This is a genomic window from Streptomyces sp. NPDC031670 (assembly GCF_055580545.1).
The window spans coordinates 635117-658684 of the sequence record NZ_JBVILC010000001.1 but is presented as its reverse complement, the minus strand read 5'-3'; the positions used below and the strand labels follow the sequence as shown (position 1 = coordinate 658684).

The following is a 23568-nucleotide window of genomic DNA, read 5'->3' as shown; positions in this document are numbered from 1 at the left end:
TCTGGTCTTGGGGGGAAAGGGGGGGGGGGGGGGGGGGGGGGGGGATTGCTGGTGTCCTTCGGCGGGGGAGGGGGGTTCCGACGACGAAAAGCCTCCCCCCCCCCCCCCCCCCCCCCCCGCGCCCCCGCCGCCCGGCCCGATGGGGCGCGGGCGGCGGGGGCGTGGCGAGGAGCGGGCCGGCCGCCACCGCGCGGTCCGGCCCGTACGCCCGGTCAGCCCGCGGCGGGCAGCCGGGCGGGAGTGCGCGGATGGCCGCCGCGGCCTTCGGCGCGTACCAGGGCGGGCCGCTTGTGCAGGCACGGCCCGGCCGTCTTCGTCCCGTACGCCGGACGGGACGGCAGCGCCACCGGGGCCGGCGGCGCGGGAAGCGTGAACCATACGGTCTTGCCCGAGGCGCCCAGCGGGCGCACGCCCCAGCTCTCGCTGACCGCCGCGATCATCGCGAGTCCGCGGCCATGGGTGGCGAAGGGGTCGGTGCTGCGGACGACGGGCATCCGCGGGTCGTGGTCGTGGACGGACACCGTGAGCCGGTCGCGCAACAGCTCGATCTCCACGGTGCAGAGTTTGTCCGGTTGGGCGTGCCGGTGGACGTTGGTCAGCAACTCGGTGACGCCCAGCGCCGCCTCGTCGATCAGAGGATCGAGATGCCAGTAACGCAACTGTGCTGAAACGATTCTGCGGACCTGTCCGATCCGCGACGGCAGGGCTTGGAGCTCCACCGTGCAATGCCTGCTCGACTGGCTGATCACGGCTGCGACTCCCCGATTGAGGTCCGGAAGAAGCTTGTCTGTCCGGCGGGCTGGATCACAGCGTGACCGCCGGTAAACCCTCAGTGATGTGAGACCAGGGTGGCTCAGGGGTGGACCCTCCGCAACTCGCGCCCCGCCCGCCCCCTCAGCCGCGCGACCCGCTCGCCGGGCGCACCGCCTGCAGAAAACGCTGCGCGAGCTCCGCGCCGCGCGGCCTCCCGGGCTGCTGGCCCATGGTCAGCCGGTAGCGGTGGCCGTTGAGCCTGGCCACCGTGCGGTCGGCCTTGGCGGCCCACGGCAGCAGCGGCTTGCCCGCGCTCACCGCACGCAGCGGCGCGCTGTCGATCTCCCGCCCGTTGCTGGTGAGCAGGGCGAGCCGCCCGTCCTTGATCAGGACCTGCCCCGCCCTGGTCAGTGAACGCGTCCACCGTTCGATCCGCACACCCCTGGCGCTGAACTCCGGCTCGGTCATGGCCGCTGTGCCCCCTTCGTACCGTTCCTGCTGGGCAGTCTGCACAACGATCGCCGTACGCACCAGGGCGCACGTCGGATCGGCCGTCGCCCGTTGCCGCACGCCCCCCTCCAGGGTGTCCCACAAGCCACCCCTATGGATCCTCAAAGGGAAGGTTTGTGCAGGTGAGGGCGGTATTGTCAAGTGGCGGAGCCGCGCCTTTCCAGCCGACTTCCGCCAGCAGCTTCACGATCTTTCCAGCCCAGGGCGCCGCCGCCCCCGGAGCGCCGACACATGGAGGAGTGGCATGGAGACCATCGACGTGGACCGCAGCGACGCGGCCTACCGGGCGTGGCTGAAGGACGCCGTGCGCAAGGTCCAGGCCGACGCCAACCGCTCCGCCGACACCCATCTGCTGCGCTTCCCGCTGCCCGAGCGGTGGGGCATCGACCTGTACCTCAAGGACGAGTCCACCCACCCCACCGGCAGCCTCAAGCACCGCCTCGCCCGCTCGCTCTTCCTGTACGGGCTGTGCAACGGCTGGATCCGGCCCGGCAAGCCGGTCATCGAGGCCTCCAGCGGCTCGACCGCCGTCTCCGAGGCGTACTTCGCGGGCCTCGTCGGCGTGCCGTTCATCGCCGTCATGCCGCGCACCACCAGCGCCGAGAAGTGCCGTCTGATCGAATTCCACGGCGGCCAGTGCCACTTCGTGGACGACTCGCGCAAGATGTACGAGGAGGCCGCGGCCCTCGCGCTGGAGACCGGCGGCCACTACATGGACCAGTTCACGTACGCGGAGCGGGCCACCGACTGGCGCGGCAACAACAACATCGCCGAATCGATCTACCAGCAGCTGAGGCTGGAGCGCTACCCGGAGCCCGCCTGGATCGTGGCCACCGCCGGCACCGGCGGCACCTCCGCCACCATCGCGCGCTATGTGCACTACATGCAGTTCGACACCCGCATCTGCGTGCCGGACCCGGAGAACTCCTGTTTCTTCGACGGCTGGACCCGGGGCGACGCGTACGCGACCAGCGACTGCGGCTCACGCATCGAGGGCATCGGGCGTCCCCGGATGGAGCCGAGCTTCCTGCCCGGCGCCATCGACCGGATGATGAAGGTCCCGGACGCGGCGAGCGTCGCGGCCGTACGCGCCCTCGAAGCGGCCATCGGCCGCAAGGCCGGCGGCTCCACCGGCACCGGCCTGTGGTCCGCCCTGAAGATCGTCTCCGAGATGGTGGCCGCCGGGCGCACCGGCAGCGTCGTCACCCTGCTCTGCGACCCGGGGGACCGCTACCTCGACAAGTACTACTCGGACGCCTGGCTGGCCGAACAGGGCCTGGACATCGCGCCGTACGCGGCGACGATCGACACCTTCCTGGCGAGCGGAGTGTGGCCGGAGTAGACCGGTCGGGCCGGGGCCCGACGGCCGGAAGCGGCCGGAAACGCCCGGTGCTTTCTAGGACGCCGCCGACGGGCCGGCGCCGGGCGCCGCGAGGCGGCGGTCCAGTGCCCGCACCGCGTCGCGGAACGCCCGGTCGAAGCCGGCCCGGCCCAGCCGCAGGGCGAACCGCACGGGTGCGCCGGCGTCGGCCGCGAAGGTCCACCGCACCCGGGTGCCCCCGGCGGTGGGGGTGAGGCGCCACTCCTCCAACAGGGCACGCAGTCCGGGGGCGTTGGTGGCGTCGACCCGGTAGGCGTAGCGCGCGCGGGGCTCGGCGGCCATCACCGTCTCCCGGAACCGGGTGCCGCCGCGCAGCCGGACCTCCCGGCCGCCGTCGGTGGCCCGCGCGTGGGTCACGGCCGTGAACCACGTCGGCCAGGCCCCGGTCTCCTCGGCGAGCGCGCGGTAGAGGGCGTCCGCCGGGGCGACCGCGTCGGCGGTGAAGACCAGGCGCAACGGGGCGGACTCGACGAAGTCGAGCTCCACGGGACGGAGTCGGCGAGCCATCGGGCCGCACCTCCAGTGGTCGGTGTGGACGGGCACGGGCGAGCGGGCCCGCACACCCTAACTGTCGGTGCGTCAGATGTCTTCGGCGGGGCCCGGCTCCGCCTCCGCCCCGTCGTCCTCGCCCGCCACGAGCAGCCCCGGCAGATGCTCGGCCATCTCCTCGCGCGCCGCGTCCGTCAGCCCCGCGTCCGTCACCAGCGTGTGCACCTCGTCCAGCGAGGCGAACGAACTCAGCCCCACCGTGCCCCACTTGGTGTGGTCCGCGACCACCACGACCCGCCGCGCGGACCGCACGAACCGGCGGTTGGTCTCCGCCTCCGCCAGGTTCGGCGTGGACAGCCCCGCCTCCACCGAGATGCCGTGCACCCCGAGGAAGAGCACATCGAAGTGGAGCGAGCGGATCGCCTGGTCCGCGACCGGCCCCACCAGCGAGTCCGACGGGGTCCGCACTCCACCGGTGAGCACCACGGTCGCCGCCCCCGGCCGGCTGCCCGAGGAGCCCGCGGCCCGCTGCGCCGCGTGGAAGACGTCCGCGACCCGCACCGAGTTGGTCACCACCGTCAGATCCGGGACGTCCAGCAGCCGGTGGGCCAGGGCGTACGTCGTCGTACCGCCCGAGAGCGCGATGGCGCTGCCCGGCACCGCCATCGCCGCCGCCGCGCGCGCGATGTCCTCCTTGGCGTTCAGCTCCAGGCCCGACTTGGCCTCGAAACCGGGCTCGTGCGTGGAGGCCTCGACCACCGGCACCGCCCCGCCGTGCACCTTCTCGATCACACCCTGGCGGGCCAGCGCGTCCAGGTCCCGGCGCACCGTCATGTCCGAGACGTTCAGCTTCCGGGTGAGCTCGTTGACCCGGACACCGCCGCGCCGTCTGACCTCGTCGAGGATCAGGGCGCGACGCTGCTCCGCGAGCAGGTTCTGGTTGTCGCTCACTGCCGGGTCGGTCCTTCCGCGTGGCCGTACATGTCGTCGCCGTACATCCGAATCCTGTCACGGGGAGATTCCGTGAGGACACCGCACTGCGCCCCCCGATCCGAGATCCTGGAGAACCCGCATGCCACGGCCGCGCGCCGGGGCAGGACGGCCCCCGCACGACGCCCGACCCGCACGATCCGCGATCCGCACGATGCCCCGCCGTGTCCCGCCGCCGATCCTCCCACCGCGAGAGCGAGTCACAGAAGTGTCCCGTGCCACACCGGCCGCCGACGACGGCGGGCCCGCGCTCGAACTCCTCGTCCACGGCGTCGGCGGCGCCACCCCGCAGTCCATGCTCGACGACCCGCGTACGGTCCGGGTCACCGGGGACGAGACCGCCGCCGTGTACCGCCGCGCCGACGACGCCGACGCCGAGGACCACCCCGAGCGCCACCGCGAGGGGCCGGTCGCCGAGGCGTACTGCTGGGCCAACCTCACCTCCGGCAACGGCGCCCGCGCCCTGTGGCTGCTGCTCCTGCCGTTCATGGTGGTCAACCTCGCGCACTGGATGCGCCCGCCCGCCCGCGACTCGGCCCGCGCGGTGCGGCTCTACGGAGTGCTGGTGCGGCTCGTCGCCCTCAGCCTCACCGTGCTGCTCACCGCCGCCGTCTGCGAGGTCGCGCTCGACCTGGCCGCCTGGCAGTGCGCGGGCACGGCCGGCTGCGCCGAGGGGAAGTCCTGGCTGGGCTTCCTGTCGCCCTCGCGGCACGGCTGGTGGAGCGCGCCCGGCCGCCGTCTGGCGCTGGCCGCGCCGGTCCCCGCCGCGCTGACCGGCCTGCTCTGGTACCTGTCCAACCGCACCTGGAGCGCGTACGAGTCGCAGCAGCCGCTCGGCGCCGCCGGGGACGAGGGCGAGCCGGACGCGCCCGCGCTGAGCCGCCCCGGCTTCTGGTACGGACGGCGGCTGGTCGCCCGGCTGCGCGCCGCCCACACCGCCGCCGGGTTCCTCACCGTCGCCGCCGCCGTCACCACGGCCGCCGCCCGCCACGACCGGGCCGCCTCGAACACCTCCCTCGACGTGCTGGGCCGCGCCCTGACGGCCGCTCTGCTGGTCGGCGCGGCCGTGGTGGTGGGTGTGGTGTGCGGCCGTGGCCGCAGCGAGTCGCGCCTCGACGAGCACCTGGACCGGGCCGTCGTCACCTTCCTGCCCACCGCCGCCCTCGGCCTGCTGGCCCTGTCGATGGTGTACGCGTCGTGGGAACGGCCCGGCTGGACCTCGCACTCCACGCTCCCCGGCGACCGCACCTTCGGGATCATCGCGCTCGGCCAGGGCGTCCTGGTCGTGCTGCTCGCCGGGGTGGCGTTCGTGCTGCGGCGCCGCGCCCATGACTCCCGTACCGCCCTGACCGGCCTCGGCGGCCCCGCCGTGGCCCTGCTGGCGTGTGCACTGGGCGGGGTGATGACGGGCGGCGTCGCCCAGCGCGTGGCCGACTGGCTGGACGGCGCGGGCACCCCCGGCGTGGCCCGGGACGGCTTCGCGGGGCCGCCGCCGCTGCTCACCTGGCAGGCCTCGGTGATCCCGGCCCTGCTCGTCCTCCTCGTCCCGGCCGTCGTGTACTTCGCGTTACGCACCTGGCGCGTCGCGCGCGCCGAGGAGCCGCGGCTGCTGGCCGACTACCCGGGAGAACTTCCCGACGCCGCCCGCTCCCGGCGGATCGCCACCGTCCGCGCGCGGGCCCGGCTCACCGACCGCGCACCCGTCTTCGTCGGGATCGTCGGCGCCGCCACCCTGCTGCTCGGCGGGGGCGCGCTCGCGGGCTCCTGGGCCACCGGACAGGTCCCCGGGCGGGCGGCGGCCGACGCGCCCGGCGTGGTCTCCTCGGCCGCCGACACCATCCAGGGGCTCGGCTCCTGGTTCACCGGCCTCGGCTTCCTGCTCTTCGTCACCTGGGGGCGGCGCGCCTACAAGGACGCGGCGGCCCGGCGCACCATCGGCATCCTGTGGGACGTGGGCACCTTCTGGCCGCGCGCGGCCCACCCCTTCGCGCCTCCCTGCTACGCCGAGCGGGCCGTGCCCGACCTCGCCTGGCGGATGAACACCTGGACCGGACGTACCGGGGGCCGTCTGGTCATCTCCGGCCACTCCCAGGGCAGCGTGCTGGCCGCCGCGGCCGTCTGGCAGCTTCCCGCCCGGACCCGCCGAAGCGTCGCGCTGCTGACCTACGGCTCGCCCCTGGAGCGTCTGTACGGACGCTGGTTCCCCGCCTACTTCGGGCGCCCCGAGCTGACCGCCCTCCACCGGGAGCTGCACTGCTGGCGCAACCTGTGGCGGGCCACCGACCCGATCGGCGGACCGGTGCTGCCCGGCACGAACGTCGACCGGGGCCCGCTCCTGGACCCGCTCGCCTTCGGACGTACACGCCGGCAGCCGCTGCCCGCGCCCATCCTGGCCCACTCCGACTACCAGGCCGACCCGGTCTTCGCCGAGGAGCGCACCGGACTCTTCGACGCACTGTCACCGAAACTCCCGCGCCAGCGCTGACGCGCCCTGGCGCTCAGGGCAGTTCGGGCAGATCGTCCGGGTAGAGCAGGCTCAGGTCGTCCGGGCTCGCGTCCGCGAACTGGGCGACCCGGCCCGCGTGCCGCTCCACCATCGACTCGAACGTCTGGCGCGCGGTGCGGCCGTTGCCGAACGCCGGGCCCTTGGGCAGCACCGTGAAGTACTTGAGAAGCGCCTCGCCCGTCCCGCTCCCGAGCCGGTACTCGTGCTCCTCGGCCTGCTGCTCCACGATCCGCAGCAGCTCCTCCGGGTCGTAGTCGCTGAAGGTGATGGTCCGTGAGAAACGGGAGGCCACCCCGGGGTTGACGCTCAGGAAGCGTTCCATCTCCGCCGTGTACCCCGCGACGATCACCACCACGGCCTCGCGGTGGTCCTCCATCAGCTTCACCAGCGTGTCGATGGCCTCGCGCCCGAAGTCCCGGCCGGAGTCCTCGGGCGACAGCGCGTACGCCTCGTCGATGAACAGCACTCCGCCCCGGGCCCGGTCGAACGCCTCCTGGGTACGGATCGCCGTCGACCCGATGTGCTCGCCCACCAGATCGACCCGGGACACCTCCACGAGGTGGCCGCGCTCCAGGACCCCGAGCGAGGCCAGGATTGCGCCGTAGAGCCGGGCGACGGTGGTCTTGCCGGTGCCGGGGGAGCCGGTGAAGACCAGATGGCGGCGGACGGACGCGGCCTTGAGACCGGCCCGCTGCCGTTTGCGGCCCACCTCGATCATGTCGGTCAGCGCCCGCACCTCGCGCTTGACGCTCTCCAGGCCCACCAGGGCGTCGAGTTCCCCGAGCACGTCCTGCGAGGAGCGCGCCGGAGCGGCGGCGGGCTCCGGCGCCGCGGCGGCCTCGGTGGGGCGCTGCGCCGGAACCGCGGTGAGCAGGCCCAGGGTCTGGGTCGCGGTCTGCGCGGCGGCCGACTGCGCCGGCCCGGTGCGCACACCGCTCTCGTCGCTGGTGCACTCCTCGGACACCGGCCCGTCCTCGCCGAACTCGTACCCCCCGCGCGCGCAGCGCTCCGTACGGCAGCGGGTCAGCGTCGTACGGCAGCCGTCCACGACATGGAAGCCGTAGCCCCCGCTGCCGGTGACCCGGCAGCCGTGGAAGGTGCCCCGGCCCTCGGCCGAGACGTAGAACCCGGCCTCCGCGGGCGCGGACACCGTGCAGCGCTCGATCCGGGGATCGGCCCCCTTGGTGACGATCACGCCGGTCTGCGCCGCGTCGATGGTGCAGTTGGCGAGCGTGCCGCCGCTGCCGTGGTCGCGGAACCAGGCGCCGGTGGAGACCTCCCGGATCCGGCAGTCGTCGAGCTGCGCGGTGGCCCCGTCGCTCACCGACACCGCCGTGTTGCGCACCTGCGAGATGTCGCTGTCGACGACATCGGCGCGCGAGCCCCGGTCGAGCACGAACAGCGCGTCCGGCACGTCGTGGACCCGGCAGGACTCCAGTACCGCGGTGGCGCCGTCGCTGACCCACACCGCCGGGTAATCGCCCGTACTGTCGTGGATCTCGCACTGGTTGGCGTCCACCCGGGTCCCCGGGTCCCACACCGACAGGCCGTTGCGGCCGAAGCCGCGCACCACCGAGCGGGTCAGGGTCAGCACCGAACGGGAACGCAGGTCCACCGCGTTCTCGGGGATGTCGTGGATGTCGCAGTCCGCGAGCGTGAGCACCGCGTCCGTGTCGAGGGTGACCCCGTCCGCCGAGGTGCGGTGCACCGTGCAGTCGGTGAGGTGCGCGGTGGCGCGCGCGGCGATCTGCACCCCGGCGCCCTTGATCTCGTACACCTCGCAGCCCAGCGCCTCCAGACCGGTGCCCTCCCCGGTGACCGACAGACCCGCGCCCGAGGCGTGGTGCACCCGGCAGCGCTCCAGCCGGGGATGGGCGCCCGCGCGGACCGAGACGCCCGACTGACCGGCCGCGACCACCTCGCACTCCTCGAAGAGGCCGCCCGCGCCGTCCAGTACGCCGATACCGACGCCGCCGGGGTTGTCCACCGTGCACCGGCGGACCGTGGGGCGGGCGGCGCCGCGCACCTCGATGCCCACCGCCGACCGGGTCACCACCCGGAGGTCGCACAGCTCGGGCGCGCCGTCCTCGATCAGCAGGGCGGGCGCCGCCGCGTCCTGCCCCTCCAACTGGAGGTCCTGGACGGTGGCGGAGGCCCGCACCGTCAGCGGTACACCGTCGACCGGGGCGATCCGCACCGAACCGGCCGACCCCTCGGGGCCACGCAGGGTCACGGCCCGCCGGAGGACCAGGTTCTCGCGGTAGGTGCCGGGCGCGACCGTGAGGACGTCGCCGTCGGCGGCGGCCTCCAGGGCTGCGGCGAGCGAGGCGTATTCGCCGGTACGGCGCCGCCACCTCGAAGTGCCCGTGTGGGTTACCTGGACCGTGCCCTGAGCCATGGCGCTGCTCTGCCCCCACCTCGTGCGTGCGAACGCTGTACGTGCGACTGATGGTCCACCGTAGCGCGCGCGGGGCCGCGGGGTTGACCGCTCAGCTGCCCGCTCCCGCACGGCCCCAGTCCGGACCGTATCGGGCCCAGGCGCGGTCGAGACGGGCATACCGCCGTCGCATCAGACGCCATACGACCAGCCGCCGCACGACCTCCAGGAGGCCGGCCGCCGCCGCAGCCGCGCCGAGGCCCGCGAACACCGCGTGCGCGTGCGCGGTCGTGGGGTCCAGGGGGCGCCCGGTGCGTATACCGCGGCGGTCCGTCCATATGCGGAAGGTGGAACCCACCGGGGCCGCCCGCCTGGGGGCCGCGACCGTGCCGGTGTGGAGCGTGCCGTCGTACGCCGTCCAGTTGGCCCTGACCCGGATCCGGCCCTCACGGCCGCCCGCGCCCTGTGTGTCGGCGAGCGAGCCGCGCTCCTGGGCCGCACCGATCACCACGGCCGTCGTCGGATGCCGCTCGCGCTGCTCCCTGGCCGCCGTGCGCTGCAGGGCATGGTCGGTGACCGCCCCGCACACGCCGCCCAGCACCGGTGAAGCCACCACCATCAGCACCAGGGCGACCAGCGCCACCCATGCCTCGACCAGGTCCGTACGGCGGCATAAGCGGTTCCTCCGCCAGCGCCACACCCCGACTGCGGATCGCACCGGATCGCACCCCCTTCCGCTTGCGTCCTGGCCCCGCACGGCATGCCCTACGCGTGAGCGGGCCCGGAAGAGAGCAACATCACCCGGTCCCTCTCCCGCACAACGCGTCCGCTGCTCCCACGAGTTCCCGCCGACGGGTGCCTTACGCGAGAACGCGCAGGGGATCACCGGTGCGGATGACGCCGGGGCGCTCGGGGACCAGGTTCTGCCCGAACACCAGCTGGCTGCCGAAGCGGCGGTGGCGGCCCAGGGTGCGCAGCGGCTCACGGCCGCGCTCGGCGGTCGCCTGGTCCGTGGTGGTGATGACACAGCGCCCGCAGGGCTTGGCGACCCGGAAGACGACGTCGCCCAGCGCGATGCGCGACCAGTCGTCCTCGGCCCAGGCCTCGGTGCCCTCGATCACCACATTGGGGCGGAACCGGTTCATCGGCAGCGGGCCCTCGTCCGGGCGATCGCCCCGCGCGATCAGGGCGTTCAGGGCGTCCAGTGAGGCCGTGGTGGCGATCAGGAGCGGGAAGCCGTCGGCGAAGCTCACCGTCTCGCCGGGCACGGCGAAGTCCGGGTCGATGGGCCGCCGGGTCGCGGGGTCGTCGAGGTGGACCAGCCGGACCTCTGCCCCCAGGTGGTCGCTGAACCACGCGTGCGCGGCCTCGTCCGCCGCTATCGCCTCGACCTTCTTGCCGAAGAGCGTCACCGTGACCGGCGCGATCGGCTCGGGCACGGCGACGGTCAGATCCTCCTTGCCGGGCGCGGACACCCGGACGGCGCCGTCCGGGAGCGCCCGGGCGGCGGCCAACGCGAGCCGCGCCTTCTCCCGTTGGGTCACGGCCTTCCCGGCGGCGTCGACGACCATCCAGCGGCGGTCACCGACCGGCCCCCAGGGCTCGACCGCCACCTCGTCGAGTCGGTACCCCCGGACCGACTTGACGGGGTAGACGTTGATGTGGCGCACGACGGGCTGAACCGGACTCTCCATGAGCCAATCCTGCCAGCCGCCTCGGACATCCGGCCGGACCCCTGGGAGCGGGGGGCGGTAGGCCGTCCCGCTCGGTGGTTCCCGCTCAGTACCCCGTGTTCTGGTACGGCTGCTGGTAGCCGTCGTAGTAGGGCGTCGGGGCGGGCGCGGGCCGCGGGGCCGCGGGGCGCATCGCCTCGTAGCCGGACGGGGCAGGCGGGCGCTGCTGCTGGACCTGCGGGCCCGGGTAGGCGCGCGGGGCCCCGGTCTGCTGCGGGATGTAGGGCGCGGGCGCGCTCTGCAGCGGCATCGGCTGCGGTGCCTGCTGGTAGCCGTACGACGAGGCGTAGGCAGGCTGCTGGGAGGGGCCGGCGGGCAGGGCGGGAAGCGCGGCCGGGAGGGCAGGCAGATAGCTGCCGGCGGTGTCGTACAGGGCGGGTACTCGGATCGGGGCGATCTGAGGCGTACCCCGTTCTGCGACGAGGGAGTCGTAGATGGGGGTGTCCGGGAAGGACGGCGCGGAGTAGTAACCGCCGCCATAGGTGGAGCGGGGGGAGGTCATGGCACATAAGTTAAGCCCACGATGTGGTCGTTGGGGAGCCCGATAAGGGGGTTGTTTTACGGGTTCGGAGTGACCGCATCGCCCCAATGCGAGCGAACGTGGGAAAATCGGTCGCCCGGGAACGCATGGATCCTGTAAAGGCCGAGCTCGGGAGGGGTTACCGGCGGGTGCCGGAACGTCCGGCGGGGTTTAGGTTGACGGTGCGGAAAATCTTCGGCACCCCGACTCGCGATGGGGGCGAGCATGTCCATGCTTAAAGGGTCCAACGTTCCGGTGCCGGCGCCGGTCGTCCGGGTGGAACTGGCCTGGCGTTCGGGTCCCGGGGTGCCGGACGCCGACGCCTCGGCCCTGCTGATCTCGGCGGGCACCGGCAAGGTCCGCTCGGACGCCGACTTCGTCTTTTACAACCAGCCGGCCCATTCCTCCGGCGCGGTACGGCACGAGGGCAAGCGGAGCTCGGCCGAGGAGGTCACGGACACGCTCCTCGTCGACCTCGCGCGCGTGGAGGGCGAGGTGGACCGCGTGGTGCTCGCCGCGTCCGCCGATGGAGGAACGTTTGGCCGCGTCCCGGGGCTGCGCGTCCGCGTCCTGGACGCGGCGAGCGGCGCGGAGCTCGCCCGCTTCGACAGCGCGGACGCGACCGTGGAGACGGCGTTCATCCTGGGGGAGCTCTACCGGCGTCAGGGCGACTGGAAGTTCCGCGCGGTGGGCCAGGGGTACGACTCCGGACTCGAAGGGCTCGCAACGGACTTCGGGATCACCGTCGACCGGCCGGGCACGGCGGCCCCCGCTCCTGCTCCCGTACCGGCCGCCCCCGCTGCCGCACCCGCAGCGACCACCCCCGCCTTCCCGGCGGCGACCCCGCCGCCTCCGTCCGTGCCGCCCGCCGCCACCCCCGTACGGCTGTCGAAGGTGACCCTGACGAAGGCCGCCCCCACCGTCTCGCTGGCCAAGCAGGGCGGCAGCTCGGGCGCGCTGCGGGTCAACCTCAACTGGCAGACGCGCAAGCAGTTCTCCGGCTGGGGCGCCAAGCTCGGCAGGGCCGTCGCCAACCACGCCGACCTCGACCTGGACCTGTGCGCCCTCTACGAGCTCACGGACGGGCGCAAGGGGGTCGTCCAGGCACTCGGCAACGCCTTCGGCTCGCTCAGCGGACCGCCGTACATCCACCTCGACGGCGACGACCGCACCGGCGCCCTCACGTCCGGCGAGAACCTCACGGTCAACCTCGACCACAAGGACCGGCTCCGCCGCGTCCTGATCTTCGTGACGATCTACGAGGGCGCGCGCAGCTTCGCCGACCTGCACGCCACGGTCACCCTCCAGCCGCAGCACGGCGCGGCGATCGACTTCTCGCTCGACGAGTGCACCGTGCCCTCCACGGTCTGCGCCCTCGCCCTGCTCACCAACGACGGCGGCGACCTCGTCGTCCAGCGCGAGGCCCGCTATCTGGTGCCCGCGCGCGGTGTCAGCCCGCAGCGCACCGTCGACCAGGCGTACGGGTGGGGCATGAACTGGACGCCCGGCCGCAAGTGACGCGCGCGTGGTCGCGGTTCCGGCCCGGCCCGCAGCCGCGAGCCCGGATCGAAAGCCGGCGGAGGCCGTGTGGGCCGGCGCCCGGCCGTCCCGGCTCACTGATCGGGTGCGGCCTCCGGACGCGCATAGGTGCGCCCCTTCCACGCCGCCCCGCGCCCCCGGTAGTGCTGGACGGCCGAGTCCACCGTCATCAGGAGGTACAGGAACGCGGAGAACGGCAGCAGCGGGGCCAGCGCCGCCGACTGGCGGTAGTAGCGCAGCATCGGTACATACGTCCCGGCCATCACCAGCCACGCCAGCCCGCCCGCCCAGCCAGCCGCCGCGTCGCCCAGGACCACCCCGGCGACGACCGCGACCGGGGGCGCCAGGTAGACGAGCGCGAGCCCCGCGACCGTGCCGAGCAGCAGGAGCGGACTGTGCCGCAGCTGGGCGTAGGCGCTGCGCGCGATCATCCGCCACAGGTCGGCGAGGCGCGGATAGGGGCGCACGCTGTCGACGCGCTCCGCCAGCCCCAGCCAGATCCGTCCGCCCGAGCGGCTCACCGCCCGCGCCACCGACACGTCGTCGATGACCGCCTGGCGCACCGACTCCGGAATGCGGGCCCGCTCCGCGGCCTCCGTGCGCAGCAGGACGCAGCCCCCGGCCGCCGCCGCCGTGCGCGCGCCGGGGCTGTTGATCCAGCGGAAGGGGTAGAGCTGCGCGAAGAAGTAGACGAAGGCCGGCACCACCAGCCGCTCCCAGCCGCTCGCCACCCGCAGCCGCGCCATCTGCGACACCAGGTCGAGGCCGCCCGCGCGGGCCGCGGCCACCAACTCCCGCAGGCTGTCCGGCTCATGGGCGATGTCGGCGTCGGTGAGCAGCAGGTACTCGGGCTCGCGCGCGCGGGCCAGGGCGATGCCCTGCCGCAGCGCCCACAGCTTCCCCGTCCAGCCGGGTGCCGGCTCGCCCGGCTCGACCACGGTCAGCGGCAGCGCGCACTCCTCGCGCGCGGCCAGCGCCCGCGCCAGCTCACCCGTGCCGTCCGAACTCCCGTCGTCGACGAGGAAGATCTCCGCCTCGCCCGGATAGTCCTGGGCGAGGAGCGTGGGCAGACTGTGCGGCAGGACCTGGGCCTCGTCCCTGGCCGGGACGACGACAGCGACATACGGCCAGTCCGACGGGGCGGACCGGGCGGGCAGCCGCTGGTCGGTGCGCCAGAAGAAGCCCTGGCCGAGCAGCAGCCAGAGCCAGCAGACGAGGGACACCGCGGCGATCCATGCGAGGGCGCTCATCCGCCGCAGTCTGCACCACCTGAGCCGGTGCGCAAGGGCGGTCGACTATGGTGACCGGGTGAAGATCGCGCTCATGGACTCCGGAATCGGCCTGCTGGCGGCAGCCGCCGCCGTGCGCCGGCTGCGGCCGGACGCCGACCTCGTCCTCTCCTCCGCCCCCGACAGCATGCCGTGGGGCCCGCGTACGCCCGAGGACGTCACCGCCCGCGCGCTCGCCGTGGCGCGCGCCGCGGCGGAGTTGCGGCCGGACGTCCTGATCGTGGCCTGCAACACCGCCTCGGTGCACGCGCTTCCGGCGCTGCGCGCCGAGCTCGAACCGGGTATCCCGGTGATCGGGACCGTACCGGCGATCAAGCCGGCCGCGGCCCACGGCGGTCCCGTCGCCATCTGGGCCACCCCGGCCACCACCGGCAGCCCCTACCAGCGCGGGCTGATCCGTGAGTTCGCCGCCGGTGTCGAGGTGACCGAGGTGCCCTGCCCCGGCCTCGCGGACGCGATCGAGCACGGCGACGAGCCCGCCATCGAACTGGCCATCGCCGCGGCGGCGGAGCGGACCCCCGAGGACGTAAGGGACGTCGTCCTGGGCTGCACCCATTACGAGCTGGTCGCCGAGCGGGTCCGTGAGGCCGTCCGCCGGCCGGGTCGGGCCGCACCCGGTCTCTACGCCAGTGCCCCGGCCGTCGCCGCCCAGGCGCTGCGCAGGGCCGGAATGGAGGCCGCCCCGGACGCGGCCCCGACCGGGGAGCTGACCGTGCTGCTCAACGGCCGCACGGGCACCCTCTCGGACACCGCGCTCGGTTATCCGGAAGGCCGGCTCCTGCAGAAGGTCACCGTCTCCGGCTGACCGTGACACCGGTCACTGAGAGTGGCGTCACTGCCGGTTCAGGGGATTCTGAGTACTCTGCTAGGCATGAGGGACCCTTCCCCCGAGCCTCCGGCGCACGATCGCGACCCCTGTGCGCCGACGCTCACTCCGCAGCCGGCGATCTGGACCGGTCGTGCGACCAATCGTGTCCAGTGGCTGCTCGCCGCGGCGGGCGCGGCCTGTGTGGCGCTCGGCGTGGAGCTGGCCGTCGACTCCACCTGGACGTCCGGTGTCGCCCCACTGCTCATGTCCGTGATCGGCTGTGTCGCCGCCGGGCTCCTGGTCATCTACGGAACGCTCGCGTTCGTCCATGTGGCGGTCAAGGTGGAGGACGACTGCCTGGAAGTGCGCTGCGGCCACATCGGGCTGCCGCGCCGCCGCATCTCGCTCGCGGAGGTGGTGGACGCGGACTTCGCGCCCCGTGTCACCCCGCGCCAGTGGGGCGGCTGGGGCTACCGCTGGCGCCCGGAGAAGGGCACCGCCGTGGTCGTACGCCGGGGCGAGGGCCTGGTGCTGCGGCTCGGGGACGGCCGCGTCTTCACCGTGACGGTGGACGACGCCGAGGCCGCGGTCCGCGTCATCCGCGCCCGTCTGCGCCTCCTCGGCACCACCGAGCGCGCCGGGGCCTGACCTGCCCCCGGGGGCGCACTCCCGGGCTTCCCCTTCTGTACGTATGCCGCAGGTATGTCGCCCTGTCATCCGTCGCTCTGTCTTACGCCGCGCTGCCATCCGTACGGACCACGTGCGGACCCCCCCCAGCACCGCGCACCCGAAAGCGGCACCTACGCGCGCGTACGCGACCACACCCGACCCGTTCGCGCGTACGCCCTCACCCGCCCGCGTGCACGACCTCACCATCCCGCTCCGCCTCCTGCTGACCGTCCCCCTGCGGGCGCGCGGTCGCCAGGCCCGCCAGCAGGCCCGCGCCCATGGTCACCGGGGAGAAGCTCAGCGCGTTGCCGACGCAGGCGAAGGCGGCCAGCGCGGTGAGCGCCGCGCCGGCCGTGAGCACGACGGGGGTGGCGCGGGGCGAGCGCCACAGCGCGTACAGGATCCAGCCGTAGGTGGCCGCGAGCAGCCCCGTGCCCACCACGCCCTGCTCGGACGCCTGCTGGAGCAGGGCGGAGTGCGGCTTGCCGGCGGCGACCGGCGACTGCCGCGCCACCGGGCTCAGCCCGCCGAACCGGTCGGGGCCCGTGCCCCGCAGGGGATGCTCCTCGGCCAGGTCCACCGCGTCCCGCCACAGCAGCACGCGCTCCGGGGTCAGCTGGCCCTCCAGGGAGACGGTGAGCCCGGCGGGCAGCACGTCCTCCGCCACCGCGACCGAACCCATCGCCACCAGTGCGGCGACCGCCGCGAGACCGGCGAGACCCACCGTCCGGTGCCGCATCCGGGCCGCCGCCAGCGAGCACAGCAGGATGCCGAGCGCCGCCGCGCACCCCGCCGCCGAGCCGAGCGCGAGGGCCGTGCCCGCGCACCCCGCGGCCAGCAGCCGCAGCGTGAGGCGGGCCGCCGCCGTACGGGCCGCCCAGGCGCCGCAGCACGCCGCGCCGGCGGCCAGCGCCGGAAGCGCGGCGGAGACGCCGATGTGGCCGGGGAGGGGATCCACCGTGGCGCCGGGAGCGCCGTCCCGGGAGGCGTAGGCGAGGAACAGGCCCGTGGTCGCGGCGCAGGTCGCCGTCGCCACGGGCACCAGGCTGCCGCTGATCCTGCCCAGCGCGTACCCGGCGGCCACCGCGAGCACCGCCAGCAGGACGCCTTCCGGCCGGGCCTCCCGCCCGGCCGCCGTGACCAGCGACCATCCCGCGCAGGCGCCGAGTGCCAGGACGCCGGCGAGATCCGGCCCGGTCCGGCGTCCGGGTGCGGCGGACCGGCCTGTCGCTGCGCTCATCCCCGCCCCCCGGCCGTCTACGGACTGCGCACACCGTAGTGGTGTCGGGCACGATCTGGGTACAGATCGTGCGGAAACGTTCCGGCGCCGTGTGCGGACCGCAGCCCCTACGCGCGCGTACGTACTGTCGCGCGCGCTCCCCGGTGGTGCTCGTGCGCATATGGACGGTTACTGTACGAACCGGTCTGACGCCGACACAGCTCGCGGCCGTAGACTCCGCCGGGTGAGCACGACCACCACCCCCACAGCCGAGCCAGAGCAGCTCGAACCGCAGCCCGCCCCCGCCTCGCGCGGCCGTCGCCTGCTGCACCGGCTCGTCCGGCCCGCCACGGCCGCGCTGTCCGGTGTGCTCCTGTATCTGAGCTTCCCGCCCCGGCCGCTGTGGTGGCTGGCGGTGCCCGCCTTCGCCCTCCTCGCCGGATGTCTGCGCGGGCGCACCTGGAAGGCCGGGTTCGGTCTCGGCTACCTCTTCGGCCTCGGCTTCCTGCTGCCGCTGCTCGTCTGGACGGGCGTGGAGGTCGGCCCCGGCCCCTGGCTGGCCCTCGCGGCCATCGAGGCGCTCGGGGTCGCCGCCGCCGGTGCCGGGATGGCGGTGGTGTCACGGCTGCCCGGAGCACCGGTGTGGGCCGCGGCCATGTGGATCGCCTCCGAGGCGGCACGCGCGCGTGTGCCCTTCGGCGGCTTCCCCTGGGGCAAGCTCGCCTTCGGTCAGGCCGACGGGGTGTTCCTGCCGCTGGCCGCCCTGGGCGGCACCCCCGTCCTCGGCTTCGCCGTCGTCCTGTGCGGCTTCGGGCTGTACGAGTGCGTGCGCCAGGCATCCCGCCTGCGCGCCTCCGGCGCCGTGCGCAAGGGAGCCGCGGCCGTCGCCCTGGCCACCCTGCTCGCCCCCGTCGCCGCCGCGCTCGCGGCGACCGGGCTGGTCAGCGACGCGGCCGAGAAGGGCACCGCCACGGTCGCCGTGATCCAGGGCAACGTGCCGCGCCTGGGCCTGGACTTCAACGAGCAGCGCCGCGCGGTGCTCGACTACCACATACGCGAGACCCTGCGCCTCGCCGACCGGGTCCGGGCGGGCAAGGCCGCCAAGCCCGACTTCGTGCTCTGGCCGGAGAACTCCTCGGACGTCGACCCGTACACCGACGCCCAGGCGTACAACGACATCGACCGGGCCGCCAAGGCGATCGGCGCGCCCATCTCGGTGGGCGCGGTCGTCGAGCGCCCCGACGGACAGCTCTTCAACGAGCAGGTGCTGTGGGACCCCAGGACGGGCCCCGGAGCCACCTACGACAAGCGGCAGATCCAGCCCTTCGGCGAGTACATCCCGCTGCGCGGCCTCATCAAGCAGTTCAGTCCCGGCTATGTCTCCATGGTGCGCCAGGACTTCAGCCGCGGTACCAAGGCCGGTGTGTTCGACATGGCGGGCTCCCGGGTCGGCATCGCCACCTGCTACGAGGCGGCCTTCGACTGGGCCGTGCGCGACACCGTCACCCATGGCGCGCAGATCATCTCCGTACCGAGCAACAACGCGACCTTCGACCGCAGCGAGATGACGTACCAGCAGCTCGCCATGTCGCGGGTGCGCGCGGTCGAGCACAGCCGGACCGTCACCGTCCCGGTGACCAGCGGGGTCAGTGCGGTGATCATGCCGGACGGGGAAGTCGTCCAGAAGACCGAGATGTTCACCCCGGACTCGTTGGTGGCCAAGGTGCCGCTGCGCTCCTCCCGGACCCCTGCGACCCGCCTCGGCACCGCGCCCGAATGGGCCCTGGTGGCGCTCGCCGCGGCAGGTCTCGGCTGGGCGGTGAGCCGTACGGTCCGCGCGCGCCGCGCCCCGGGGACCGATGTCGGCGGGGGTCTAGGGTCGTAGGCATGGCGACACCAGACTTCATCCGCGAGATCCGGGCCTCGGCCGGCCATCAGCTGCTGTTCCTGCCCGGGGTCAGCGTGGTCGTCTTCGACGACGAGGGCCGGGTGCTGCTCGGCCGGCGCGTCGACACCGGTGAGTGGTCCATCATCGGCGGTATACCGGAACCGGGCGAGCAGCCCGCCGAGACGGCCGTGCGCGAGGTCTACGAAGAGGCCGCCGTGCGGTGCGTGGTGGAGAAGGTCGTCCTGGTGGACGCGCTGCCGCCGGTCACCTATCCCAACAGCGACCGGTGTCAGTTCATGGACATCTGCTTCCGGTGCCGGGCCGTCGGCGGCGAGGCGCGGGTCAACGACGACGAGTCCCTGCAGGTCGGCTGGTTCCCGGTCGACGCGCTGCCGGAGCTGGATGAGTTCGCGCTGTTCCGGATCAAACAGGCCATGACCGATGACCCCACATGGTTCGCGCCTACGACCGAGCGCTGAAGTATGGGCTCGGACCACATGGGTGGGGGCAGTCACCCTGCCTAGGGTCGACAGCATGACCACGCCCACCACACCTGGTCCCGTCCCCGCGTCCATCGACCTCGACCTGGGCGGCCGTACCGCCCTGGTCACCGGGGCCGCCGGCGGCATCGGCCGGGCCTGCGCGCTGCGCCTGGTGACCGCCGGCGCCAAGGTGAGGGCCGTCGACCGGGACGCCGAGGGCCTCGACGCCCTGGCCGCACAGGGCGCGGGCCTCGCCGGCTCGATCGAGCCACTGGTCCTGGACCTCACCGATCTCGAAGCCGCCGAGCAGGCCGCCACCGGCACCGACATCCTGGTGAACAACGCGGGGCTGCAACTGGTGCGCCCCATCGAGCACTTCCCGCCCGAGGTGTTCCACACCGTGCTCACGGTGATGCTGGAGGCGCCGTTCCGGCTGATCAGAGGCTCCCTGCCGCATATGTACGGGCAGGGCTGGGGGCGGATCGTCAACATCTCCTCGGTGCACGGACTGCGGGCCTCCGCGTACAAGTCGGCCTACGTCGCGGCCAAGCACGGCCTCGAAGGGCTCTCCAAGACCGCCGCTCTGGAGGGCGCCCCGCACGGCGTCACCTCCAACTGCGTCAGCCCCGGCTACGTCCGCACCCCGCTCGTCGAGCGGCAGATCGCCGACCAGGCGGCTGCCCACGGCATCCCGCGGGAACGCGTCCTGGCCGAGGTGCTGCTCAAGGACTCGGCGCTCAAACGGCTGGTCGAGCCGTCCGAGGTGGCCGAGGCCGTCGCCTACCTCTGCACCCCCCAGGCCTCCTTCATCACCGGCACCTCGCTCGCCCTGGACGGCGGCTGGACCGCGCACTGACGCCCGCCGGTGCGCTCCGGCACGGTCCGCCGCCGCGCCACCACCGCCCCTCCGCCTCTTGACCGGCGCCTGCCAAGAGTTGTCCACAGGGCTGGCGCGGCCGTCCGTACGGCAGGTATCCCTGTGAACATGTCCCACGATCACCCGCAGTCCACCGATTATGCGGAGGCTCCCTACCTGGAGCTTCTGGCGCGCGGCGCGGCGGCCGAGGCGTACGACCGGCCCGCGCTGCTGGCCCGCGCCGACGGGGCCGGACCCGGGGCGCTGGCCGCCCTGGAGTCCGCCCGGCAGCTCGCCCTGCGGGTCCGCGCCGACCTGGAGGGCAGAAGGCGCCGCGAGGCCGAGCTGTCCGCCCTCTTCGAGACCGCCCACGACTTGGCGGGCCTGCGCGATCTGGACGCGGTGCTGCGCGCGATCGTGCAGCGCGCGCGATCCCTGCTGGGCACCGAGGTCGCCTACCTCAGCCTCAACGACCCGGTGGCGGGCGACACGTATATGCGGGTCACCGAGGGATCGGTGGCCGCCCGCTTCCAGCAGCTGCGGCTCGGCATGGGCGAGGGCCTCGGCGGTCTCGTCGCCCAGACCGCCCGGCCGTATGTGACGTCCAGCTACTTCGACGACGAGCGCTTCCGCCACACCCGGACCATCGACACGGGGGTGCGCGACGAGGGACTGGTCGCGATCCTGGGCGTGCCGCTGACGCTCGGCAGCAGCGTCATCGGTGTGCTGTTCGCCGCCGACCGGCACAGCCGCGTCTTCGCGCGCGAGGAGATCGCCCTGCTGGGCTCCTTCGCGGCGCACGCCGCCGTCGCCATCGACACCGCCAATCTGCTCGCCGAGACCCGCTCGGCGCTGGCCGAGCTGGAGCGCGCCAACGAGATCATCCGCGACCACAGCGCGGTCCTGGAGCGCGCCTCCGAGGTCCACGACCGGCTCACCGAACTGGTGCTGCGCGGCGGCGGGGTGCACGACGTGGCGAGCGCGGTCTCCGAAGTCCTCGACGGCACGGTCGAGTTCGCCGAGCCCGACTCGGCCGCGTTCGCCGCCCTCGACCTGAGCGGTACGGACGGCCACGCGGTCCGGAACGGAAGGGACTGGGTGGCCACGGTCGCGGCGGGCAACGAGGTGCTGGGCGCGCTGGTGCTGCGCGGCCACCCGGCGCTCGACCCGGTGGACCGGCGCACCCTGGAGCGGGCCGCCATGGTCACCTCACTGCTGCTGCTCGCCCGGCGCTCGGCCGGCGAGGCCGAACAGCGCGTGCGCGGCGAGCTCCTGGACGACCTGCTCGACGCGCCGGGCCGCGACCCCCGGCTGCTGCGCGACCGTGCCGCCCGGCTGCGGGCCGACCTGGACGCGCCGCATGTGGTCCTCGCCGCCCGGATCGAGAGCCCCGAGGACGGCACCGCCGAGCGGCGCACCGCCGATCGGCAGCGGATGGGATCGGCCGCCGCGCATCTGGCGGCGACCCGGCACGGCCTGGCCGCGACCCGCGACGGCGGCACGGTGCTGCTGCTCCCGCTGGGCCCGGCCGACACCCCGGCCGAGGCCGCCCGGCAGGTCGCCAGGCAACTCGGCGGCGCTCTGCGCGAACGGGTCACCGTGGGCGCCTCGGCCCCCGTAGAGGCCCCGGCGGCCCGCCCCGGCGCGACAGCGGAGGCGTACGCGGAGGCGCGCCGCTGTCTGGAAGCGCTGCGACTGCTCGGCCGACCGGGCGAGGGAGCGGCTGCCCAGGACCTCGGCTTCCTCGGCCTGCTCCTCGCGGACACCCGGGACATCGAGGGCTTCGTCGACCGGACACTCGGCGCGGTCGTGGCGTACGACGCGAAACGCGGCACCGACCTGGTGCGCACCCTCGACGCGTACTTCGCGAGCGGGATGAGCCCGGCGCGTACCAAGGACGACCTGCACGTCCATGTGAACACCGTGGCGCAGCGGCTGGAGCGGATAGGCAGGCTGCTCGGGCCGGACTGGCAGTGTCCGGCCCGAGCGCTGGAGATCCAGTTGGCGCTGCGGCTCCATCTGATGTCGTCGGCCGTCAGACGCTGACGGAGTCCTCGGAGCGGCTCTCGGCGTCGTCCTCCGCCAGGTCGCGGTGGCGCGTCTCCTGGGCACAGACCAGCGCGATCACCGTGAGGAGGGCCGCCGCGATCACATAGAGGGCGATGGGGGTGGAGCTGTCGTAGTCCTTCAGGAGCGCGGTGGCGATCAGCGGGGCGGGCGCACCGGCCGCCACCGAGGCGAACTGCGCGCCGATCGAGGCCCCCGAGTAGCGCATCCGGGTCGCGAACATCTCGGTGAAGAAGGCGGCCTGGGGTGCGTACATGGCGCCGTGGAAGAAGAGCCCGACGGTGACCGCGAGGACGAGGTTGCCGAAGTCGCCCGTGTCGATCAGCGAGAAGAAGGGGAACATCCAGGCACCCACACCCACCGCGCCGATCAGGTAGACGGGCCGGCGCCCCACCCGGTCGGAGAGCGCGCCCCAGGCGGGGATCACCGCGAAGTGGACGGCGGAGGCGATCAGTACGGCGTTGAGCGCGGTCTGCTTGGCCATCCCTGCCGAGGTCGTCGCGTACACGAGGATGAACGCGGTGATCACGTAGTAGCTGATGTTCTCCGCCATCCGCGCGCCCATCGCGACCAGCACGTCGCGCCAGTGGTCGCGCAGCACGGCGACGAGCGGCAGCTTCTCCGCCACCCGGTCCGGCTCGGCGGCCCGCCGCGCCTCGGCGCGCGCCAACGCGGCCTTGAACAGGGGGGATTCATCGACCGAGAGCCGTATCCACAGACCGACGAGCACCAGCACGCCCGACAGCAGGAACGGCACCCGCCAGCCCCAGGAGAGGAAGGCGTCGTCGGAGAGCAGGGCGGTGAGCGCCGAGAGCACCCCGGTGGCGAGCAACTGCCCGGCGGGCGCCCCGGTCTGCGGCCAGGACGCCCAGAACCCGCGCCGCCGCGCGTCCCCGTGCTCCGACACCAGCAGGACGGCCCCGCCCCACTCCCCGCCGAGCGCGAACCCCTGCACCAGCCGCAGCGCGGTCAGCAGCACGGGAGCGGCGGAGCCCACGGTGGCGTGCGTCGGCAGCAGCCCGATGGAGAAGGTCGCGCCGCCCATCATGAGCAGACTCAGCACGAGCAGCTTCTTGCGCCCGACCCGGTCCCCGAAGTGCCCGAAGACCAGCGCGCCAAGCGGCCGGGCGGCGAAGCCGACGGCATACGTCAGGAACGAGAGCAGCGTGCCGACGAGCGGGTCGGAACCGGGAAAGAACAGCTTGTTGAAGACGAGCGCGGCGGCCGACCCGTACAGGAAGAAGTCGTACCACTCGATGGTGGTGCCGATGAGGCTGGCGGCGACGATGCGGGGGAGGTTGGAGCGGGCTGGGGGAGAGGCCGAGGGGGAGGACATCAGCACCACTTCCTGGCGTTCGCGGGGACGGTTGGGTGTGGCCATACCGTAGGAACGCGCAGGTCAGGGGCGTATGTGGTGGGGCACCATAGTTCTGGGTGGGGGAGTGCGCGCGGGCACCATGGGGGTGGGGCCGCAGACGTCCGGGCGGGGAGT

Annotated in this window: 19 protein-coding genes and 1 pseudogene; 9 read left to right on the top strand and 11 right to left on the bottom strand. The window is 73.8% G+C overall.

What is annotated here, in order from left to right; all coding sequences use genetic code 11:
- Window positions 1-212: 212 nt before the first annotated feature.
- Together ACZ5ID_RS02930 and ACZ5ID_RS02925 are read right to left on the bottom strand one after the other, a co-directional pair.
- Window positions 213-749, bottom strand: a complete 537-nt coding sequence (locus ACZ5ID_RS02930; protein ID WP_406553280.1) for an ATP-binding protein — start codon at window positions 747-749, stop codon at window positions 213-215.
- Window positions 750-894: 145 nt separating this feature from the next.
- A complete protein-coding gene (locus ACZ5ID_RS02925; RefSeq protein ID WP_468892814.1) occupies window positions 895-1221 on the bottom strand; it encodes a hypothetical protein in 327 nt (108 codons plus the stop codon).
- A gap of 286 nt (window positions 1222-1507) precedes the next feature.
- Between ACZ5ID_RS02925 and ACZ5ID_RS02920 the strand changes: the two genes are divergently transcribed.
- Window positions 1508-2605, top strand: coding sequence for a PLP-dependent cysteine synthase family protein (locus ACZ5ID_RS02920; RefSeq protein WP_468892813.1), 1098 nt, complete (start codon window positions 1508-1510; stop codon window positions 2603-2605).
- Window positions 2606-2659: 54 nt separating this feature from the next.
- Here the strand turns inward: ACZ5ID_RS02920 and ACZ5ID_RS02915 are convergent, their stop codons facing one another.
- Together ACZ5ID_RS02915 and ACZ5ID_RS02910 are read right to left on the bottom strand one after the other, a co-directional pair.
- Complete coding sequence (locus ACZ5ID_RS02915) at window positions 2660-3151, bottom strand: SRPBCC family protein (RefSeq protein ID WP_468892811.1); 492 nt, start codon at window positions 3149-3151, stop codon at window positions 2660-2662.
- 72 nt (window positions 3152-3223) lie between these two features.
- A complete protein-coding gene (locus ACZ5ID_RS02910; RefSeq protein ID WP_406553284.1) occupies window positions 3224-4084 on the bottom strand; it encodes a DeoR/GlpR family DNA-binding transcription regulator in 861 nt (286 codons plus the stop codon).
- A 193-nt stretch (window positions 4085-4277) separates the two neighbouring features.
- Between ACZ5ID_RS02910 and ACZ5ID_RS02905 the strand changes: the two are divergent.
- Window positions 4278-6652, top strand: a pseudogene (locus ACZ5ID_RS02905) (hypothetical protein).
- On the opposite strand, the gene ACZ5ID_RS02900 reads toward ACZ5ID_RS02905, so the two are convergent.
- The 4 genes from ACZ5ID_RS02900 to ACZ5ID_RS02885 all read right to left on the bottom strand — a co-directional run bounded on the left by ACZ5ID_RS02900 (window position 6622) and on the right by ACZ5ID_RS02885 (window position 11241).
- Window positions 6622-9027, bottom strand: a complete 2406-nt coding sequence (locus ACZ5ID_RS02900) for a right-handed parallel beta-helix repeat-containing protein (RefSeq protein WP_468892809.1) — start codon at window positions 9025-9027, stop codon at window positions 6622-6624. The pseudogene ACZ5ID_RS02905 and the gene ACZ5ID_RS02900 overlap by 31 nt on opposite strands.
- Before the next feature lie 91 nt (window positions 9028-9118).
- Window positions 9119-9724, bottom strand: coding sequence for an Rv1733c family protein (locus ACZ5ID_RS02895; RefSeq protein WP_468892808.1), 606 nt, complete (start codon window positions 9722-9724; stop codon window positions 9119-9121).
- A gap of 142 nt (window positions 9725-9866) precedes the next feature.
- Entirely contained in the window at window positions 9867-10700 is an 834-nt protein-coding gene (locus ACZ5ID_RS02890) for an MOSC domain-containing protein (RefSeq protein ID WP_468892806.1), read from the bottom strand.
- A gap of 85 nt (window positions 10701-10785) precedes the next feature.
- Entirely contained in the window at window positions 10786-11241 is a 456-nt protein-coding gene (locus tag ACZ5ID_RS02885) for a DUF6643 family protein (RefSeq protein ID WP_468892805.1), read from the bottom strand.
- Window positions 11242-11472: 231 nt separating this feature from the next.
- On the opposite strand from ACZ5ID_RS02885, the gene ACZ5ID_RS02880 reads away from it, so the two are divergent.
- Window positions 11473-12777, top strand: a complete 1305-nt coding sequence (locus ACZ5ID_RS02880) for a TerD family protein (protein WP_468892803.1) — start codon at window positions 11473-11475, stop codon at window positions 12775-12777.
- Between the two features lie 95 nt (window positions 12778-12872).
- Here ACZ5ID_RS02880 and ACZ5ID_RS02875 read toward each other — a convergent pair whose 3' ends face one another.
- A complete protein-coding gene (locus ACZ5ID_RS02875) occupies window positions 12873-14048 on the bottom strand; it encodes a glycosyltransferase (RefSeq protein ID WP_468892801.1) in 1176 nt (391 codons plus the stop codon).
- Window positions 14049-14106: 58 nt separating this feature from the next.
- Here ACZ5ID_RS02875 and ACZ5ID_RS02870 point away from each other — a divergent pair, with 58 nt between their 5' ends.
- Both ACZ5ID_RS02870 and ACZ5ID_RS02865 read left to right on the top strand, forming a co-directional pair.
- Window positions 14107-14892, top strand: coding sequence for a glutamate racemase (locus ACZ5ID_RS02870; protein ID WP_468892800.1), 786 nt, complete (start codon window positions 14107-14109; stop codon window positions 14890-14892).
- Window positions 14893-14958: 66 nt separating this feature from the next.
- Entirely contained in the window at window positions 14959-15543 is a 585-nt protein-coding gene (locus ACZ5ID_RS02865) for a hypothetical protein (RefSeq protein WP_468892798.1), read from the top strand.
- A gap of 199 nt (window positions 15544-15742) precedes the next feature.
- Here the strand turns inward: ACZ5ID_RS02865 and ACZ5ID_RS02860 are convergent, their stop codons facing one another.
- Window positions 15743-16804 (bottom strand): O-antigen ligase family protein, encoded by a 1062-nt coding sequence (locus ACZ5ID_RS02860; RefSeq protein WP_468892796.1) that lies wholly within the window; start codon window positions 16802-16804, stop codon window positions 15743-15745.
- A 223-nt stretch (window positions 16805-17027) separates the two neighbouring features.
- On the opposite strand from ACZ5ID_RS02860, the gene lnt reads away from it, so the two are divergent.
- The 4 genes from lnt to ACZ5ID_RS02840 all read left to right on the top strand — a co-directional run bounded on the left by lnt (window position 17028) and on the right by ACZ5ID_RS02840 (window position 22055).
- The gene (gene lnt / locus ACZ5ID_RS02855; RefSeq protein WP_468892794.1) at window positions 17028-18668 is read left to right on the top strand and encodes an apolipoprotein N-acyltransferase; all 1641 of its coding nucleotides are present in this window, start codon (window positions 17028-17030) and stop codon (window positions 18666-18668) included.
- A gap of 2 nt (window positions 18669-18670) precedes the next feature.
- Window positions 18671-19150 carry an NUDIX hydrolase gene (locus tag ACZ5ID_RS02850; protein ID WP_468892792.1) on the top strand — a complete coding sequence of 160 codons (480 nt, stop codon included), beginning with the start codon at window positions 18671-18673 and terminating at the stop codon, window positions 19148-19150.
- 55 nt (window positions 19151-19205) lie between these two features.
- Window positions 19206-20009, top strand: coding sequence for a 3-hydroxybutyrate dehydrogenase (locus ACZ5ID_RS02845; RefSeq protein ID WP_468892790.1), 804 nt, complete (start codon window positions 19206-19208; stop codon window positions 20007-20009).
- A 129-nt stretch (window positions 20010-20138) separates the two neighbouring features.
- Window positions 20139-22055: a helix-turn-helix domain-containing protein gene (locus ACZ5ID_RS02840; protein WP_468892789.1), complete on the top strand. Its 1917-nt coding sequence runs from the start codon at window positions 20139-20141 to the stop codon at window positions 22053-22055.
- On the opposite strand, the gene ACZ5ID_RS02835 is transcribed toward ACZ5ID_RS02840, so the two are convergent.
- Window positions 22045-23412: an MFS transporter gene (locus tag ACZ5ID_RS02835; RefSeq protein ID WP_468892788.1), complete on the bottom strand. Its 1368-nt coding sequence runs from the start codon at window positions 23410-23412 to the stop codon at window positions 22045-22047. The two genes, ACZ5ID_RS02840 and ACZ5ID_RS02835, sit on opposite strands and share 11 nt — an antisense overlap.
- Between the last annotated feature and the right edge of the window lie 156 nt (window positions 23413-23568).